This window comes from Mycetocola saprophilus (assembly GCF_000718085.1).
Lineage (GTDB): Bacteria > Actinomycetota > Actinomycetes > Actinomycetales > Microbacteriaceae > Mycetocola > Mycetocola saprophilus.
The window spans coordinates 1,119,399-1,137,744 of record NZ_JOEC01000002.1 but is presented as its reverse complement, the minus strand read 5'-3'; the positions used below and the strand labels follow the sequence as shown (position 1 = coordinate 1,137,744).

General features: G+C 67.4%; 13 protein-coding genes. 4 read left to right on the top strand and 9 right to left on the bottom strand.

From position 1 onward, the window contains the following. Positions 1-26: 26 nt before the first annotated feature. The 3 genes from IE92_RS0111005 to IE92_RS0110995 form a co-directional block, all read right to left on the bottom strand. Positions 27-2,948 (bottom strand): UPF0182 family membrane protein, encoded by a 2,922-nt coding sequence (locus IE92_RS0111005; RefSeq protein WP_030148550.1) that lies wholly within the window; start codon positions 2,946-2,948, stop codon positions 27-29. A gap of 103 nt (positions 2,949-3,051) precedes the next feature. Then, on the bottom strand, positions 3,052-3,483 hold the full coding sequence (locus IE92_RS0111000; protein WP_156027511.1) for a TetR family transcriptional regulator C-terminal domain-containing protein: 432 nt from the start codon (positions 3,481-3,483) through the stop codon (positions 3,052-3,054). A gap of 41 nt (positions 3,484-3,524) precedes the next feature. Then, positions 3,525-4,427 (bottom strand): AraC family transcriptional regulator, encoded by a 903-nt coding sequence (locus IE92_RS0110995; RefSeq protein WP_030149605.1) that lies wholly within the window; start codon positions 4,425-4,427, stop codon positions 3,525-3,527. An 80-nt stretch (positions 4,428-4,507) separates the two neighbouring features. Here IE92_RS0110995 and IE92_RS0110985 point away from each other — a divergent pair, with 80 nt between their 5' ends. After that, positions 4,508-5,332 (top strand): Rossmann-fold NAD(P)-binding domain-containing protein, encoded by an 825-nt coding sequence (locus IE92_RS0110985; protein WP_030148547.1) that lies wholly within the window; start codon positions 4,508-4,510, stop codon positions 5,330-5,332. Positions 5,333-5,397: 65 nt separating this feature from the next. On the opposite strand, the gene IE92_RS0110980 is transcribed toward IE92_RS0110985, so the two are convergent. Both IE92_RS0110980 and IE92_RS0110975 read right to left on the bottom strand, forming a co-directional pair. After that, positions 5,398-6,513: a YlbL family protein gene (locus IE92_RS0110980; protein ID WP_030148546.1), complete on the bottom strand. Its 1,116-nt coding sequence runs from the start codon at positions 6,511-6,513 to the stop codon at positions 5,398-5,400. A 98-nt stretch (positions 6,514-6,611) separates the two neighbouring features. Beyond that, positions 6,612-7,361, bottom strand: coding sequence for a CD225/dispanin family protein (locus tag IE92_RS0110975; protein WP_030148545.1), 750 nt, complete (start codon positions 7,359-7,361; stop codon positions 6,612-6,614). A gap of 177 nt (positions 7,362-7,538) precedes the next feature. Between IE92_RS0110975 and IE92_RS0110970 the strand changes: the two genes are divergently transcribed. Both IE92_RS0110970 and IE92_RS0110965 read left to right on the top strand, forming a co-directional pair. Continuing rightward, positions 7,539-8,999, top strand: a complete 1,461-nt coding sequence (locus IE92_RS0110970) for a zinc-dependent metalloprotease (RefSeq protein WP_030148544.1) — start codon at positions 7,539-7,541, stop codon at positions 8,997-8,999. A gap of 223 nt (positions 9,000-9,222) precedes the next feature. Then, a complete protein-coding gene (locus IE92_RS0110965; protein ID WP_030148543.1) occupies positions 9,223-10,155 on the top strand; it encodes a TOMM precursor leader peptide-binding protein in 933 nt (310 codons plus the stop codon). Here IE92_RS0110965 and IE92_RS0110960 read toward each other — a convergent pair. Next, positions 10,127-11,863, bottom strand: a complete 1,737-nt coding sequence (locus IE92_RS0110960) for an ATP-dependent helicase (protein ID WP_211250779.1) — start codon at positions 11,861-11,863, stop codon at positions 10,127-10,129. The genes IE92_RS0110965 and IE92_RS0110960 overlap by 29 nt on opposite strands. Beyond that, a complete protein-coding gene (gene nudC, locus IE92_RS0110955; protein WP_081863884.1) occupies positions 11,860-12,915 on the bottom strand; it encodes an NAD(+) diphosphatase in 1,056 nt (351 codons plus the stop codon). Before nudC ends, IE92_RS0110960 begins: the two co-directional genes overlap by 4 nt. A gap of 95 nt (positions 12,916-13,010) precedes the next feature. Between nudC and IE92_RS0110950 the strand changes: the two genes are divergently transcribed. After that, a complete protein-coding gene (locus IE92_RS0110950) occupies positions 13,011-14,198 on the top strand; it encodes a phosphotransferase (RefSeq protein WP_051701588.1) in 1,188 nt (395 codons plus the stop codon). Between the two features lie 75 nt (positions 14,199-14,273). Here the strand turns inward: IE92_RS0110950 and IE92_RS0110945 are convergent, their stop codons facing one another. Both IE92_RS0110945 and IE92_RS0110940 read right to left on the bottom strand, forming a co-directional pair. Further along, positions 14,274-14,897, bottom strand: a complete 624-nt coding sequence (locus IE92_RS0110945) for a TetR/AcrR family transcriptional regulator (RefSeq protein ID WP_081863885.1) — start codon at positions 14,895-14,897, stop codon at positions 14,274-14,276. 109 nt (positions 14,898-15,006) lie between these two features. Beyond that, complete coding sequence (locus IE92_RS0110940; protein WP_030149608.1) at positions 15,007-18,345, bottom strand: ATP-dependent helicase; 3,339 nt, start codon at positions 18,343-18,345, stop codon at positions 15,007-15,009. Position 18,346 lies beyond the last annotated feature (1 nt).

Genomic DNA, 18,346 nt, shown 5'->3' with positions numbered 1-18,346 from the left:
GATGACGCCATTCGTGTTGGTGCCGGTTACTTCAGCGCGGCGTTGGCGCGGTCAACCGCGTCACTCAGCGCCTTGTCGGCGGTGCCATAGGCGGCCCAGTCTCCCGACTCGAGCGCCTTCTGCTTGTCCTTCATAGCCTGGGCGGCATCATTCAGGGCGGTGCGGAGGGCCTCGGCCTTAGCCGGGTCTACCGGGGCGTTGGTGCTCGGGGTTTCGGTTCCGGGATCCGGTGTTTCGGTTCCCGGGTTTTCAGTCCCACCCGGCTCGGTCGGCACGATGCCACCGTCTCCGGCGCTCGCACCCGAGTCACCACCGAAGAGCTCATCCAGCGCCTCATCCAGGGTGGACTTGAACGCGATCTTGTCACCGAAGGCCACGAGCACTCGCTGGAGCAGCGGGAACTTGGTGGTACCGCTGGACTGCACGTACACGGGCTGGACGTAGAGCAGACCGCCACCCACGGGAACCGTCAGCAGGTTACCGTTGATCACTTCGGTCTGACCCTGCTTCAGCAGGTTGATCTCCTTCGAGACCTCCTGGTTCGCGTTGAACGTGTTCTGCACCTGACCCGGTCCGGGGATCGCGTCCCCCGAGGTCAACGTGAGCAATCGGAGCTTGCCGTAGTCGGCGCTCTTTTTACCCTTCTCGTTTCCGGCATTCGCATCGGCGGCCAGGTAGCCGGTCAGCACGTTACGGCTGTCCTCACCCTTGCCCGGCGGAATGAAGGACGAGTAGAGCGAGAAGCTCGGCTTGTCCTGACCTGGCATCTGCATCGTCAGGTAGTACGGCGGCTGCAGACGCGGGTCATCCTTCTTGGACTGCGGGTCGGACGGGGTGATCCACTTGTCGGTCTCCGAGAAGAACTGTCCGGCGTTGGTGACGTGGTAGTCACCGAGGATCTTGCGCTGCACCTTGAACATGTCGCTCGGGTAGCGCACGTGGCTCAGCAGGTCACCGCTCATCTCGGAGATCGGGCGGATCGTGTTGGGGTAGATCTTCTGCCAGGTCTTCAGGATCGCGTCATCGGTGTCCCACGCGTAGAGCTTCACCGAACCGTCATACGCGTCCACGGTCGCCTTGACCGAGTTGCGCATGTAGTTGATGTCATCCAGCGCGAAGGACTGTCCGCCCTCGGAGTCCTGAATCGAGTTCGACAGGCTCACGGTCTTCGAGTAGGGGAAGTCGGCCGAGGTGGTGTATCCATCCACGATCCAGACGATCCGACCGTCCACCACCGAGGGGTACGGGTCCGAGTCCAGGTCGAGGTACGGGGCCGCCTTCTTCACGCGGGCCGCCGGGTCGCGGTCATAGAGGATCTGCGAGTCGTTGGTCACATCCGAGGACAGGAAGATCTGCTCGGACTGGAACTTCAGCGCGTACACCAGCTTCTTGAAGATGTTGTCGAGCTTGGGTCCACCATCACCGGTGAACGTGTAGTAGGCCTGCTGGTCACCCTCGCGGCTGGCCGGGTAGTCCAGCTCGATCGGGTCGGTTCCCTTGGGAGCGCCCACGATCGAGTAGCGCGGCGACTGCTCGCCGAAGTACACCCGCGGCTCGAAGTTGCCCAGCTCACCGGTGGAGGGGATTCCCGACTGCATGAAGACGGGCTGACCATCGGAGGAGCGCTTGTTACCGTAGGCGGCAACCAGGCCGTAGCCATGGGTGTAGACCAGCGAGGAGTTCACCCAGTTGGCGTCCAGGCCTGCCTGGTTGAGCTCACGCACGGCGACCACGGCGTCCTGGCTGCGGCCGTCGATCTCATAGCGGTCCACATCCAGTACCTTGGGGAAGCTGTAGTACTGCTTGAACTGCTCGAGCTGCTGGAACGACTTGGTCACCACGGCCGGGTCGATGATCCGGATGTTAGCGGTGGTCTCGGCGTCCTGACGCAGCGCGCCCGGCTCGGCGTCGGTGGTCGCGGCATACGGAATCTCCTGGACATCGCTCAGCCCATACGCTGCCCGAGTCAGGTCGATATTCTTCTGCAGATAGGGGGTTTCCAGGGCCTTCTCGTTCGGCTGAACCTGGAAGCGCTGCACCAGCGCCGGATAGGCGAGGCCCAGAACCAGCGCGGACACCAGCAGCAGCGCGGTACCCACCACGGGCAGACGCCAGCGGCCGACAAACGCGGTTACGAAGAACAGGATGGCCACCAGGGCGGCGATGCCGGCGAGGATCATCTTGCCGGGGATCGTGGCGTTGGCATCGGCGTAGTTCACACCGGTGAACCGGCTGGACACGGTGGTCAGGGTCGCATACTGGTCAAGCCAGATCGAGACGGCCTGCAGCAGCAGGTAGACGCCGGCGAGAACGGCGATCTGCACGCGGGCGTGCTTGGAGATGCGCAGCTCGCGACCGCTCAGGTGAATCGAACCGTAGAGGTAGGACACCACGGCGGTGAGGATCAGGCTGAGCAGGATCACGGCGGAGGCGAAGGCCACCACGCCGCGGAAGAAGGGAAGCTCGAACATGTAGAACGACGCGTCGAGGCCAAACTGCGGGTCGGTGGTTCCGGTGGGGGTCGAGTTAAACCACAGCAGAACCTCCTTCCAGCGTCCGGCCACCGAAAGACCCGCGAAGAGGCCCAGCACTACCGGAATACCGTAGGTCGCCAGGCGACGCAGCGGCTCGATCAGTTCCTGATAGCGATCCAGCTGGCTGGAGAGCTTGGCGTAGACCGGCCGCAGGCGGTAGGCCAGCTGAATGCTGAGCCACACCGGCACCGCCATGCCGATAAATCCGATCAGGAACATGACGCTGGTCCCGATCCACTGGGTGGCAAGCACCTCGGTGAATCCCAGCTGGTCATACCAGAGGAAGTCCGTGTAGAAGCCGGAGAACGCGAAGAATGCGACGACGAGCACGCCGACGATAATCACGGTCAGGGCTAGGGGAGACCTCTTTTTTCTGGGGGCTGAAGTTGATGCAGTATTTGATGCTGACGTCACAGTAGGCCTTCGTTGGTATTCGGGGTCGTTACCCCAGTCTACGCGGGAAACGCCGGGCGTGGCCCGCCCGGCGACGCAATTTCATGTCGCATTCGGCACTCCCCTAGGAGGCGGCTGTACCCACTTCGGGGGTGGCCGGTGTAACCGGTGCGGCGCCGGTTGTTCCCAGAATGTTCAGGCTGGTGATCCAGAGACGATCCAGTTGTGCGGGATCATTGAACACCTTGGCAAACAGCACCAGCCCCTCCAGCTGAGCGACCAGCGCGCGGGCGGTGTCCCGCGCCGGCACCAGCGAGGGTGCGAGATCTCCGGTCTCGACGGCCTGGGTGAGTGCGGCCTCGATCAGATCCAGCTGCTCCTCAAAGATGACCTGCAGCCGGTCTCGAATGACCTCATCCTGCCCGCGCATTTCCAGCGCCAGGTTCCCGAAGAGGCATCCGGTGATCGCCCCGGTGTCGCGCAGGGAGTCGGATTGGACTTCAGCGGTCAGCGTAAACAGATTCTGCAGGCAGTGCGGTAGCGGACATCGTTGCACGTAAACCGGGCAGGTCCGCACCCAAGCGCGGTCCCGGTGAGTTAGTCCGGCTCGATGCCCCGCAGGTGACGCCAGCGACCGGGGGAGGTTCCATAGATCCGCCGAAACGCGGTGGAGAACGCGTACTCGTTGGCATACCCCACCTCGGCGGCAATCGTGGCGAGTGATGCCTCGCCACGGGTGAGCGCATCGGCCGCTCGACGCATCCGCAGCACCGTCAGGTAGCGTCCGGGCGGCTCCCCCACCACCGTTCGGAACCGCGCGGCAAAGGCGGCGCGGGACAGACCGACGATCCCGGCCAGCGCATCCACCGAGTGGGCGGCGCCGGGGTCCCGATGAATCGCCCGCAGGGCCGGGGCGAGCAGCGGATCGGCCAGGCCACGGTACCACCCGGGGCCGTGGCTGTCCGGCCGGCTCCACCAGGTGCGCAGCGAGTAGACGAGGATCAGATCAAGAATCCGATCCAGGATGGATTGACGGCCGTCCTCCCCCGAATCGGCCTCGGCTGCCATCACCTCCACCAGCGCACGATGGGCGGGCTCCAGCTCCCCCGAGCGCAGCACCACGACCCGGGGCAGCGTGGCCAGGAAGGCCTCGCTCAACCCGCCTTCCATCCGGTATGCCCCGCAGAGTATGCGCGCATCGGGGACCGCAGACTCATCCGATCCCCGCATCCGTGCCTCGCCGATGGGCTCCACCGAGGCCCCGGGCGCACTCACCAGCGCGTAGGGTGTGCCGGCGGTGACCAGCACCACGTCCCCCGCGGCCAGATCCAGCGCCGGAATTCCCGGGATCTCGATCAGGCCCGTGCCCCGCAAGAGCACGTGCGCCGTCAGCGCGCGACCGCCCGAAAAGCCCAGGCCCCAGGGGGCACGGCGATCCAGAATCGAAAACACCGCACCGCGAGCCCGAGCCTGACTCAGCTCCTCCGAGAGAACATCCACGCCCCCATCGTAGACGCAGACGAATGTTTTCGAGCTAAACAGGCATTGTTTGGAGCCTTGGGTGTTTCTAGTCTGGGCCCATGACAGCATTTTTGATTCTCGGCGGCACCGGTAAGGTGGGCCGCCGACTCGCCACCCACCTCGAATCCGCGGGCATGCGCGTCCGCGCCGTCGGCCGCCAGACCGCCATCCCCTTTGACTGGAACGATCCCACAACCTGGGGCACCGCGCTTGAGGACATCACCGGCGTATTCATCGTGGGCCCTGGTTCGGCCCGGGACTGGTCCCCGGCGCTCACCGCGTTCCTCGACCGGGCCCTCGATGCCGGGGTCACCCACGCGGTGCTGCTCTCGGCTCGCGGGGTGGAGTTTCTGCCCGACGGCAACGTGGCCCGCGCCGAGGCCGCGATCGCCCGGTCACCGATCCCGCAGACCATTCTGCGCCCCACCCACTTCGCGCAGAACTTCACCGAGGCCATGTTTGTGCCCCGCGACGGCCGAGTTCGGGCACCGCTGGGCGAGGGGCTGGAGCCCTTTATCGACGTGCGCGACATCGTCGAGGTTGCGGCCACCGTGCTGGTCGAGTCCGCATCCGCCGCGGGGACGATCCATACCGGGGTCATCGAACTCTCGGGCCCGGGGGCGCTCTCGATGACCCGGGCGCTGGGGATGATCGCCGCGGCTACCGGCATTCCCGCAGGCTTTGATAACGAGGATGAGGACAGCCATCGCGAATCGATGCGCGCCGCGGGGGTCCCGGAGGAGTACATTCGCTGGCGACTCGCGATGCTTCGCGGCATCCGCGACGGCGAGGATGCCTACCTCAGCACCGGGGTCCGCACGGTGCTGGGACGCGAGGCCACGTCCTTCGCCGAGTGGATCGAGCGGGAGGTGCGCACGCGCTGATTGTGGCAACGTCCCGCCACACAACGGTGGCGACCGGGATCTCCCGGTCGGCACCGCGGCACCCGTTATTTGCAGGTGGGCAGGGCGTCGAGGTCGCCCTTGTTCTTGATCGTGTCCAGGACCTTCAGCGAGTCGGTCAGCTTCTCGGTGGAGAATACCCGCAGCCCGTCGGGGAGGTGACCCACCACCTCGTTACAGTTCGAGGCGGGGGCCAGGAAGTAGGTGGCCCCGGCGTTCTTGGCACCGTACAGCTTCTGCCGGATACCGCCGATCGGGCCCACGTTTCCGGCCGCATCGATGGTTCCGGTGCCGGCGACGTGGGTGCCACCGGTCAGGTCATCGCCGGAGAGCTTGTCGATGATCCCCAGGGCAAACATCATGCCGGCGCTGGGTCCACCGATATCGGCCAGGTTGATCTTGACCTCAAACGGGAAGTCGAACACCTCTCCCGTTCCCACGCCGATCACGGCGCGCTTGGATCCGTCGCTCGCGGTGGCCAGGGTCGGCGTCATGTCGATCTTCAGCGGGGCACCATCGCGGGTGACCTCCATCGTCAGGGCCTTCTCGGTCCCGTTATCCTTGACCAGCTTCTGCACGCCCTCGAGGTCTTCCACCGGGGTTCCGTTGACCGAGATCACCTCGTCACCCACCCGGAGTTTGCCGTCGGCGGGGGCACCACCCTGAATCATCGTGACCCGCAGGTGCGAGGGCACCGCGTATCCCTGGTGCTTCAGCGCCGCGGCGATGGCGTCCTGCTGCGAGCTCACCATCAGCTGCTGGTTCTGTTCGTTGCGCTGATCCGTGGTGACGCCCGCCGGGTAAATCTCGTCAATGGGGACCACCGTGCGCTCCCGGTCAAACCAGGAGCCGATCACGCTGAGCCAGGTGGCCGGACGCTCACGGTCGCCAAGCAGCTGAACTGTCAGCAGGTCGAGGTTACCGGTGGTTTTATGGGTCTGCTCGCCGTTGATCTCGATAATCGGGACCTCTTTGTCCTTGATTGTCGTGGTCCCCAGGGTGTTTTCCACCGGACCGGGCTGCTGCACCAGATAGGTACTCGGGGCGAAGGCCAGGATCAGCAGGAGGCCCATCGCCACCAGCAGAAACACCCAACCGGTGCGGCGACGACGCGCAAGCGGGTCGGGCTGCTGTGCGGCAAGGGTCTGTTCAAATAGCGACACGGGGGCCTTTCCTCAAGACAAAGCCGCACCACAGGATCCGTGATGGGCCGTAGATATCCAGACTAGGGCCTGGAAACCTCAAGTTCACTGAGATCCGCTCACTCCACACCGGCGACGCCGCACAGTGCGAACCCCGATCCGTGCTGGGTGGTGAGTTCATCGTCCTCATCACGCACCGTGCAGGAGACCTCTCCCTCGGAGCGATCGCTAATCACCCGAATCTCCGCATAGTCGCCCACCGCGATGTCCAGGCGGATAGGCTCCAGCGCAGTCAGGGTGTCCGAGTATTCCGAGCCATCGGGACGCAGCACGGTATAGCGGGCGGGCTCGGGGGAGGCTGCCTGCAGCTCGATGCTCACGGTGCGAGCTCCCTCGGCGGGACTCACATCGACGATGCGGGTGCCGGCGAGTCCCCCGCTGTTCACCGCGACCCCGAATCCCAGCAGGATGCAGAGCGGAACCAGCATCAACCAGCCCAGGGCACCCACGCAGACGGCCACGATCGAGAGGGTGCGTCCCCGACCGGCACGCTGAATCGCCACCGCTCCGGCTCCCGAGGCCAGGCCGCGTCGGGCCAGAATGGTCTGCCAGAGTCCGAAGACCCCCACCGGGAGAAACAGGATCGTCCCGATGATCGCCAGGGCCAGGTTGGGACGCAGCGGCACAATTTCTGACTCGGGAAGCAGCGAAGTCTCGGGCTCGGGGGTACTCGTGCTCGCGCGATCCGGGGGTGCCGGAAAGCTGGGGAGGGCCTGGGCCGGATCCACCGCGTCCGCATCGCGCGACAATCCGGCCGACGGGTCGTCGGCCGGGCGATCCGGGGTGTGCGGGCTGATAATCGGGTCCATTCCCTAGGAAGCGGTACCCCTCCATCCAACCACGAATTCACGCCGGCCCGGGTTTTGAGCGCGGTACCGGCACTGTTCGCGGCGGGCGGACGATAATTGCCCAAAAAACCGGTGACGCTTCGGGACCTACCTGTAGCGTAGAAAGGGCTACTTGGAGCATTCGGAAAGGTGGCACACGTGCCAGACGAAAACGCAGGCAACCCCGAGGACGAGTTCCGCGAAATGCTAAACCGGTTCATCTCCGGACAGGGCGGGATCGACCCGTCCCAGCTCGCCGGTGCCGCCGGTTTGCCCGCCGATCCCGCCGCGCTGTCGGCCATGCTGAGCCAGCTACAAAACGCGATGCGCGGTTCCACCGATGGTGGCGTGAACTGGGGTGTGGCCGGAGATCAGGCCCGCCAGATCGCCAACGCCCAGAGCGTGGATACCCCCGAAGATCAGCGTCACGCGCTCGAACAGGCCCTCAACGTGGCCTCGCTTTGGCTCGCCGACGCGACCACCTTCTCCGAGCTGAGCGCCTCCCCGACCCTGGTGAGCCGTGCCGAGTGGGCGCGACTGAGCATGCCGGTCTGGACCGAGGTGGCCGAGCCGGTCGCCAGCAGCATCTCCGATGCCCTGGCCACGGTCCTGCAGGAGCAGGCACCCGAGGAGCTGCGCGGGATGATCGCCGGTGCCAGTCAGATGCTGCGCAGCGTGGGCGGTGCCCTGTTCGCGATGCAGCTGGGACAGGTGGTGGGCCAGCTCTCTAGCGAGGTGGTATCCGGTGGCGACATCGGCATTCCGCTGATGGAGGATAACCACGCGGTCCTGGTCCCCCAGAACATCGCCGCCTTTGGCGAGGGCCTCGACATCCCCACCGATCAGGTCCAGCTCTACCTGGCCGTGCGCGAACTCGCGCATGCCCGCCTGTTCCGCAATGCCCGCTGGCTGCGTCTGCACCTGATTTCCGCGATTACCGCGTTTGCCCGCGGTATCTCGATCGACATCGACGCGATGGAATCCCTGGCCGAGGACTTCGACCCGAGCAACCCCGAGCAGCTGCGCAGCGCGCTGAGCAACGGCTCGCTGATTCCGCCGAAGTCCGAGGCGCAGCTTGCCTCGCTGGCATCCCTGGAAACGACCCTGGCTCTGATCGAGGGGTGGGTGGACGTGGTAACCGCCCAGGCGACCGTGCGTTTGCCGCGGGCCCAGGCGATCGCCGAGACGGTGCGTCGCCGTCGGGCCACCGGAGGACCCGCCGAATCGGCCTTCGCCGCGCTGGTGGGTCTGGAGCTTCGTCCGCGTCGTCTGCGCGAGGCCGCGGCACTGTGGCAGGCGGTCACCGAGGCCGTGGGCACCGAGGCGCGCGACGCGCTCTGGGCACACCCCGACCTGGTGCCAACCGCCGAGGACATCGACGATCCCGCGGGCTTCATTGCCCGCCTCACCGCGCTGGCCCGCGGCGAGGCACCCGAGCGTGACGAGATGGACGATGCGCTGGATGCGCTGCTGCGTGGAGAGTTTGGCAGCACCGACGGGACCAACAGTGCCGATGCCGATGCCGATGCCGATGCCGCCGATGGTGGTACCGGGACCGACGGCGCGGACGGAACCTCGACGGCACCCACCGATCCGGAGCCGGACGCTCCCACGGCCTAGTTTCGCTGATTTCCGACACACGCGCGGGTCCCCTCGGGGCCCGCGCGTGTGTGGTTTGTCCGGCTGCTGCTCGGCTTGGGGCCGCGGGCGGGTGCGCGCCCAGTCGCACGGGCAGGCACGTTGGTGCCATACACGTCAGGCGGCGGGACCTGTGCTCCGGGTGCGCCTCATTCACACAGCGCGTGTTCGGGTGATCCGGAGTGCACGGGCGCACACTCGGTTCATGATGATCAAATTGAACCCCACCCTTCCGCTGCTCTGGCGCACTCCCACAGAATTTCAGATCGGTTTTGACCCGCCCGCCGCCGTGACCCTGACCGGGGTCACCCCCGCCCAGGAACACCTGTTGGGTGCCCTCGGTGCCGGGGCTACCGTCCCCGTCTTGGAAGAGCTCGGGGCGAAGAGCGGGCTCGGCTCGTCGGAGGTCCACGCGCTGCTCGGCGCACTTGGTCCGGCGCTGGAGGACCACCCACGCCCCGAGACATCTCGACGCCGACGCCCACGGGTTCCGCGCTGGGCGGTGCTGGGGCAGGTTCGCGGGCACCCGCATCCGCTCGTGCGCGCCATTGCCCAGACCGCCGACGCCACGCGCCTGGACCCGCCACGCACCACGTTGGCCACCACCCGACGCCCGGCACTCGTGGTGCTGGTTGATAACTTTGTGATCCCACCCCACCGCTATGTTCCCTGGATATCCGAGGAGGTACCGCACCTGGCCGTCGTCTGCTGGGAGCGACAGATACGGATCGGCCCGCTGGTCGAGCCGGGCCGCGGGCCCTGCATCGGGTGTGTGCAGCGGTCGGCGGCGGCGCGGGATCCCACCTGGGCGTCCCTGGCGATCCAGGCGCATCGGACGCTCGCCGCGAGCTCCGGGCCTCCGCTCTCGGCCCTGGCCGTGGGGCCGGTGCTCGCGGCGGTTCATGCCCGGCTGCGCTCCGAGAGCCGCGAGCTTCGCGCGGGCGTCCTGGTGGTGGATGGGACCTCGGTACTCGGGCGTCGGGAGCAGGTGTTCCCGCACCCGGAGTGCGCGTGCGGGGCCGGCGGTCTCGCAGGCGGCACTGTGGGCGAACCGGCGGATGGCCCCACCGGTGGCCCCACCGGTGGGGCCGCGGATTCGGCGTTCCCCACTAGCGCGTCGGGTGCCCCATTTCCGTGAGAAAGCGGGACGGCACCCGGCTTCCGCTGCCGCGCGGCGCGCCCTCCGCCCAGGACAGCATCAGGCGCGAGCGTGCCCGGGTGATGCCCACGTACATGAGTCGACGCTCCTCATCCACCATCGTTTCGGTGGTGGCATAGCTGATCGGAACCAGGCCCTCGCTGAGCCCCACCAGGAACACCGTCTCCCATTCCAGGCCCTTGGCCGAGTGCATCGTGGCCAGGGTGACCGCCTGCTGGGTGGGCTCGGCCCCCGCGGCCTGGCGCTCCAGAAGTTCGTCGGTGAATACGCGCAGGGTAGTGCCCGGGGCCGCACGATCCACCAGGTCCATCAGGGTATTCAGCGCCTCCCAGCGTTCGCGCAGGGCACCGGGTTGTTCGGGCGGGTCCACGGTCCAGCCGTGGGCGCGCAGCACGTCGCTCACCGATTTGAACAGCGGCTCCCCCACGATCGAAACCGACGCCCCCCGAAGCTCCATCAGCGCCTGACGAATCTCGGGGCGGTCAAAGAAGCGGGTACCCCCGTGCATGCGGAAGGCCAGGCCGGCCTCGTTTAGGGCCTGTTCAAACACCGAGGACTGCACGTTGACCCGGAACAGAATGGCGATGTCGGCGAGGTCGGTGCCCGATTCATGCAGCTCGATGATTCGGGACACAACCCCGCGCGCCTCGGCGAGGTCGTCACGGAAGCGGGCGGTGATCGGTGCGGGTGTCGCGGCCGGACGACCAGGGCCCTCGGTCGAGGAGGCGGTATCCGCCGCGCGCAGTTCCAGGGCCCCCGCGCGCCCACGCATCAGCGCATTGGCGTCCTTGATGATGGGGGCGGTGGAGCGATAGTTGCGTTCCAGGCGCACGATGGTGGCGTCGTGATAGTTACGTTCAAAATCCAACAGATAGGAGCTCCGTGCCCCGGCGAAGGTGTAGATCGTCTGGCTGGCATCACCCACCACACACAGATCATTGCGCGGTCCCAGCCACGCGTCCAGCAGCTGCTGTTGCAGCGGGGAAACGTCCTGGTACTCATCCACCACGAAGTGTCGGAACTGTTCGCGCACCTGCATCGCCACCGAGGCCTCGGAGTGGATCATGCCCACGCAGGTGAGCAGGACGTCCTCAAAATCGAGCTGCTTGCGCTCGTCCTTGAGGTCCTCGTATCCCTGTTGCAGGGTCGCCACCTGCTCAAGGGAGATCGAGCCGATGCCCGGGCGGTCCGATGCCGCATACTGTTCGATGCTCAGCCCGCTGACCTTACGCCACTCGATCTCGGCGGCCAGGTCGCGCAGCGCGGCGGTATCCAAACGCAGTCGGCGAGCCTCGGCGAGCTGTCCCAGCAGCTTGCCCTTCCCGCTGATCAGGGTCGGGAAGGCTCCGCCCACGGTGTGCGGCCAGAAGTAGTTCAGCTGGCTCAGCGCCGCCGAGTGGAACGTCCGCGCGGACACCCCGTGTGCGCCGAGCACCCGAAGCCGGGAGCGCAGCTCGGCCGCGGCCCGGGTGGTGAAGGTCAGGGCCAGTACCCGGTTCGCCGCGAAGGTGCCGGTCGCGACCCCGTAGGCGATCCGGTGGGTGATCGCACGGGTCTTACCGGTGCCGGCACCCGCGAGCACACACACCGGGCCGCCGAGGGACTCGGCCACCACACGCTGTTCGGGATCCAGCCCCGCCAGCAGTGCCTCGGGATCGGTGGAGACCGGCTGAAGATTCATACTCATGCCCAGGCGGGTCCCGAGCGGTCGGCCTGGGCGGCGGCGATGTCTCCACCGCCGTCGGCACTCAGCCAATCATCCAGCAGGGCGCGGGCGATCGAGGTGGTTCCGGGCAGGGTCAGGGTGCCCGCCTCGGCGCGCAGAGAGTCGCGGGAGAACCAGCGCAGATCCAGGATCTCCTCCCCGTCGGGGGTGACCGCAAGTGGATCCTGATCCGCGGCCACCCGGGCGGTGTAACCGAGCATCAGCGAGCGCGGCAGCGGCCAGGGCTGGGATCCGCGATAGCGCGGGTCGACAACCCGGACCCCGGCCTCCTCGAAGATTTCCCGGACCACTGCCTGCTCCAGCGACTCCCCCGCCTCAACAAACCCGGCCAGCAGCGAGTACTGTCCCGCCCGCCAGAGCGCATTGGAACCCAGCAGCACCCGGTCCTCGGCGTCGGTGACCAGCACGATGATCGCCGGGTCGGTGCGCGGGAAGTGCTCGGCCCCGCAGCTCGGGCAGTGTCGCGACCATCCGGACTGACGAACCTCGGTCGGGTGGCCGCAGCGGGAGCAGAAGGTGCTCGACCGGTGCCAGTTCACCAGGGCCAGGGCCTCGGTCAGCAGGCCGGCATCGCGCGCCTCAAACACCGCCCCGAAGTCCCGCAGGCTCCCCCACTCACCGCCCGGGTGCACCCGGGCGGCGGCGTCATCGGCTTCGCTACCGGCGGCATCGCCGGCGTTCAGCACGTCCAGATCCAGGCTCACGATGCGGGCCCCGGCGGGGGTACCCGCCTCATCCCGGAGCGCGCGGCCCAGGTAGGTCGGCGGAAGGGTCGCGACATCGGCGGGCAGTTCGCTCGCCCGGAACAGGCGCAAACGACCGTGTTCCACCGCCGTGGTGCCCGCGCGCATCAGCAGGTAGCGAGCATCGGCATCGGCGAGCAAGTCGATCGCCAGGTCCGGATTCTCGCGGGTTGTGTAGTCGCGGTCGATCTCGCTGCGGGAGAGTGGAAGGTCGGCGAGGATGCCGAAACGGTCCGAATTGTCGGCTGCGGCCTGAAGATGATTGGACATGGGCTCCCTCTGTGAACGGGCGTGGCGGCCCGCATCACGGGTCGTCGCGATCTAACCTAGAGAACATGGTCAGATCGCATTTAACTCTAGCCGCGTTGGCGACCGCTGCGGTGCCCGGACTCGAGGTGCGTGCAAGCGGGACCCTGGCACTTGATGGATCCGGAGATTTCGACTCGGCGCTCCTGCGTACCGGAACCGACGAGGACGTCGTGGTGCGCATCCCCAGCAACGAGCGTGCGGCCGGCGAACAGGCCATCGAACTCATCGCCCTCCAGGCCATGACCGCGGGCATTCGCAGCCGTCTGCCGTTTGAGGTCCCCACCGTGATCGGCCAGGCGCCGGCCAGCCCCGGCCGGATCGTGGTCTCCAAATTCCTGCCCGGATTCCATGTACCCGCCGCATACATTCCCCCGGGGGACGGGGTCGCCACCTCGATCGGCGGGGCCATCGCCGCGATTCACACCCTCCCCGCATCCTTCGTGACCGAGATCGGGCTGCCGGCCCTGACCGCCGCGCAGTGCCGAAACGAGGCCCTGAACGTGATCGAGCGCGCAGCGTCCACCCGACGCCTGCCCGCGGCGATCCGCCAGCGCTGGAGTGATGCGGCCAACGACGACAGCCTGTGGCAGTTCCAGCCCGTGGTGGTCAACGGAACCCTGAGCGCCGAATCCTTCCTGATCACCGATCACGAGGTCGGACCGGTGGTGAGCGGACTGGTCGGCTGGAGCGGTCTGCGGGTGAGCGACCCGGCGCGCGATCTGCACTGGCTCAGCGCCGCCCCCGACGCCGCCGACGACGTCTTCGCCTCCTACCGGATGTCCTGCACGCGCACCCCCGACCGGTTCATCCGTCAGCGGGCGCTGCTGCACGCCGAGCTGGAGCTGGCTCGCTGGCTCCTGCACGGGCTGGACACCCGCAATCAGGAGGTTATCGAGGATGCCGTGGGGCTGCTCGACGGTCTCGTGGACAGCGTGCTGGGCAACCTGTCCGAGCCGATCAATCCCGAGGCGGACCCGGTGCTCGCCGTGGGTGACGTCGAAACCCTGCTCAAGAGCACCCCTAAAACCACGCCCTCCACCGCGCAGATCGGCATGGAGACCGACACCTACGACTTCGAGGAGGAATCGGCCGTCTCCAACGAGACCGGCCCGATTGCGCTCCCCGAGGATGTGCTGGGTGAGGACGCCCTCGAATCCGCGGCTAACGCCGAGGGGGCCTCGGGAACCGTTCATCCCGATCAGGAGGAAACCCGCGAGATTCCCTCGGGCGGCTCGGACCGCTAGGTCGGCCACCTACCCAGATAACGCTGAAACGCCGCGATCCGTTTTCCTCGGATCGCGGCGTTTCAGCGCCGGAGCCTATGCGGCGAGAAGCTCTCCCTGGACGCCACTAGCACCCTGGACGAACCGGGACAGCGCGTCCACACACGCACCCTCCCCCGCGGGACTTCCGGCGAGTTCGGCGGAGCTGGGCGAGTTCCCACCCACCAGTCCCTCGATCAGGGCACCCACAATCGCCCCGGCAATCAGCGCGGTGGGTTGCTCGGGAAGCTCCCCGCTCTCGACGCCGTCACGCAGGATCTCCTCGACCAGATTGGCGGCATCCCGGCGGCAGTACACGCGCTCGCGCACCACCTCGGGGCCCGCCGGCTCATGAATGAGGGCGGTGGCAAACGCGCGCTCACCCAGCACAACCCGGGCAAACTCACGCACCACGGTGTCCAGCCGCTCGGCCGCTGACCACTGGCTGCGGAAGGGATCATCGTGGCCGATCGCCTGGCGAATCCGCGCGGCCATCACCGAATACGCATTCACCGTCACCGCGGCGATCAGATTATTTTTGGCAGGAAATAGTGAGTACACGGTGGCGGGCCCAAATCCCGCGTTCCGTGCAACCGCGGCGATGCTGAGACCGGCGAGGCCGGACTCCGCGATCATGTTGCCCGCGGCTAAAATAATTACTTCTCGACGCTGTTCGCTCATTGGTCCCCCTGACCAGGTTGCGGCCGGTACCGGTTGGACCGGTCATCTGTGCCCAGAATAGGGGGTCAATTCATCCCGCGATAGGCCCCGTTTGGGGGCCATACGCAGGTTACATCGAGTGGGTTGCCACCGCCCTCTCCCAGGCCCGGACCAGCTCGTGGGCGTCGGAGAGTTTTTCCGGTCGCAGCACCCGGTCATCGGCCACGTAGTAGAACACCGCGTCGATCAGGCGCGGGTCGGTTCCGGTCCAGCGCGCATAGCCCTCGCGGTAGAGGGCCAGCTGATACTGACGCTCGCGCAGCTCCTCATCCGACCGCGGTGCCTTGCCGGTTTTCCAGTCGACGATCTGGATGCGCCCCTCGCGCTCATAGACGGCGTCGAGCTTGCAGATGATCAGCTTGTCCGCCAGGCGATAGTTGATCTCGATTTCCACCGCGATCGGTGCCAGGTCCGCCCACTCCGAGCGCAGGAACGTGGCCTGCAGCTCCTCGAGACGTTCCCGCTCGGCCTCGGCGACGGGGGCCAGGGTTCCGCCGAGCTCCTCATCGTCAATCTCCCACATCTGGGCGTCGATGGTTTCCCGCGATCCCATCAGCCCCGCGCGGTTCTCCACCCAGTCGTGGAACAGGGTTCCCAGGCGGGTCTGGCGGTAGGGACGTTCGGGCACCGGGCGGGCGATGCGCGCGGCCGCCTGAATCGGGTCCACCACGAAGTCCTTGAACCTGGATGCGGGGATGCGCGCGGGTAGGTCGACCCGGGCCGGGCCGCCGGTGAGGATGTGGTGACGTTCGGCCAGCAGCAGGTCCACGTTGCTGGCGTCCTCGCTCGGGTTCTCGGGATCGAGCGGACGCGGATCGGCGCTCCGGATAGCCGCGGCAGCCGCGGTCACGGCCCGGCGTCGCTCCCCCAGCGGATCCCGCGGCCACACCAGGCTGCGGATCTGGTCGGTGCGCGGGTTCTCCTCCTCCAGCGGCGAGGACGGCAGGCTCGGATCCTCATAGCGCGCATCCCCACCCCAGGCCACGGGCACCGCCTGGGCGACCTCATAGAGGTACACCCCGGGCTCGCGCGGCTTGACCGCGTTGGTCCAGAACGATCCCGAGAGCAGCAGCGTGTCCTTGGCCCGGGTGACCGCCACATAGGCCAGGCGGCGCTGCTCGTGCGCGTGCTGGGTGTCGATCTGGTCACCGAAGCTCGCATACGCCAGCTCGAATGCGGGCTGACTCTCAAGCCCCCGCCAGGCGAGCTCGGGCAGCTCGGCGGCATCACCGCGGAACGCATAGGGCAGCTCGCCAAACGCGGTCCAGCCGCGGCGGCTGCGCGGGGTTCCCGGGAGTTCCCCGGACACCATGCGCGGGACCGCGACGCTGTCCCACTCCAGGCCCTTGGCCCCGTGGATCGTGAGTACCTGAACGGTCCCCGGCTCGGGCTCCTCGCCGCGTGGGCTGAGATTTTCATGCTGCTCGGCCTGTTCCAGCCACTCCAGGAACGCCCCGATGGTGCCGGTCTCGTCCACCTGCAAAAACGCGGTAATCTGCTCGGCGAACGCCTCAAGACTCGGCCCGGCCAGCACCTGGTGCTCATTCGCCGCGGCCTCGAGGTCGAGGCCCAGCTCCCGGGCAACCAGGCCCACGTACTCGTGCAGGCCGAGGCCCACCCGGCGACGCAGTCCGGTCAGCAGGGTTGCCGCCTCGCGCATGCGCTCCAGCGCGATGGGGGTGAAATCCGCCAGCGCCTTGTGGTCTGCGGGCGCGTTTTCCAGGAAGTCGAGGGCGTCCACGAGCGAGGGGTTGTCCTCGGCATCGGCGGATCCGAAGCGCTTATCGCGTACCTCCTGGGGAACCCGGGCGAGGCGGTGATCGCGCTCACCGAGCCAGCGGGCCAGGTTGCCCAGCGCGCGCAGATCGCGGGGGCCGATGCGGAAGCGGCCGCCGGCCAGCAGACGGATCAGCTCGGATCCGGCACTCGGATCGTGCAGCACCCGCAGCGCGCACACCAGGTCCACGATTACCGGCTGATCCAGCAGTCCGGCCAATCCGAGCACGTGGTAGGGAACCCCGCGGGCTTCGAGGGCGCGGAGGAAGGGATCCACCTTTTTGAGCGAGCGGCACAGCAGCGCGGCCGAGCGCGCCTTCTCGCCGCGCTTCGTGTCCCCGCGCGGACGCTCCAGCTCGGCGGCGAACCACTCGGCCACCGCCTCCGCCTCATCCTCGACGGTCTGCTCGAAGGCGATGCGCACGCCACCGGGACCGGCGAAGGTTGCCGGGGCCAGGGTCTTGACCGGGACGCCCTCGGCCACCGGCAGGGCGGCGACCAGGGCGTTGGCCGCGTCCAGGACCAGGCCCGGATTTCGCCAGGACGTAGACAGGGTGAAGCGCGCGGCGGTGTCCGCGGGGCGATATCCCGGGGTCCGGGCCACCGAGAAGTCGCGGGAAAAACGGGCGAGGTTGGCCGCCGAGGCCCCGCGCCAGCCGTAGATCGACTGGTTGGGATCGCCCACGGCCATGACCCCGTGCCCACCGAAGAGGCGCGAGAGCAGCTCGGTCTGCACGACCGAGGTGTCCTGATACTCATCCAGGATCACCACCCGATAGCGGGCCCGATACTCGACCGCTACCCGCTCCAGGGTGCGCACGATCTCCAGGGCCAGCGCGACCTGATCGGAGAACTCGATAAACCCACGGGTGCGCTTGCGGGCCGCATACTCCTCGGCCAGCTCGATCAGCATCGGCAGCTCGGCCAGATCGGCGGCCGCGGCCACCAGGTCCTTATTCGGGCTGCGCTTACGCTTGCCGGTGGTCTCGTCGTTGATCGGCAGCTCGGTGAGGGTCTGGAACTCCTCGGCCAGGGCAACGATCTTCGCGGTGTGCTCGCGCACATCGTTATCGCTGATTCCGCGGGAGACCCGCAGCACCCCCTGCACAAGCGCGGGCAACGGGCGGGAGGATTCCACCAGCCGCGGATCCGTGCTCTCGATCAGCACCCGACGCGCGAGCGCCCAGGCCGATGCCTCACCGATCACCGTGGCGTCGGCCTCCCGACCGATCAGCGCCGCATACTCCCGGAACAGGCCGCTGGCAAACGCGTTATAGGTCGCGATGGTGGGGGCTTCGAGCACGTCGATCTCGACACCCTGACCGCCCCGATCCGCGAGCGCCTGACGCAGCTGGGTAATGCGCTGATGGACCCGCTCGGCCAGCTCACCGGCGGCCTTGCGGGTGAAGGTGAGCCCGAGAATCTCGGACACCCGGACGTGGCCGTTGGCGAGCAGCCAGACGATCCGATTCGACATGGTCTCGGTTTTCCCACTGCCGGCACCGGCCACCACCAGGGCGGGTTCCAGCGGGGCCTCGATCACCGCGATCTGCTCGGCGGTGGGGGCGGGCAGTCCCAGCAGCGCGGCGATGTCGAGCGCGCTCAGGGCGGGGGTCTGATTCGACTGGGTCATG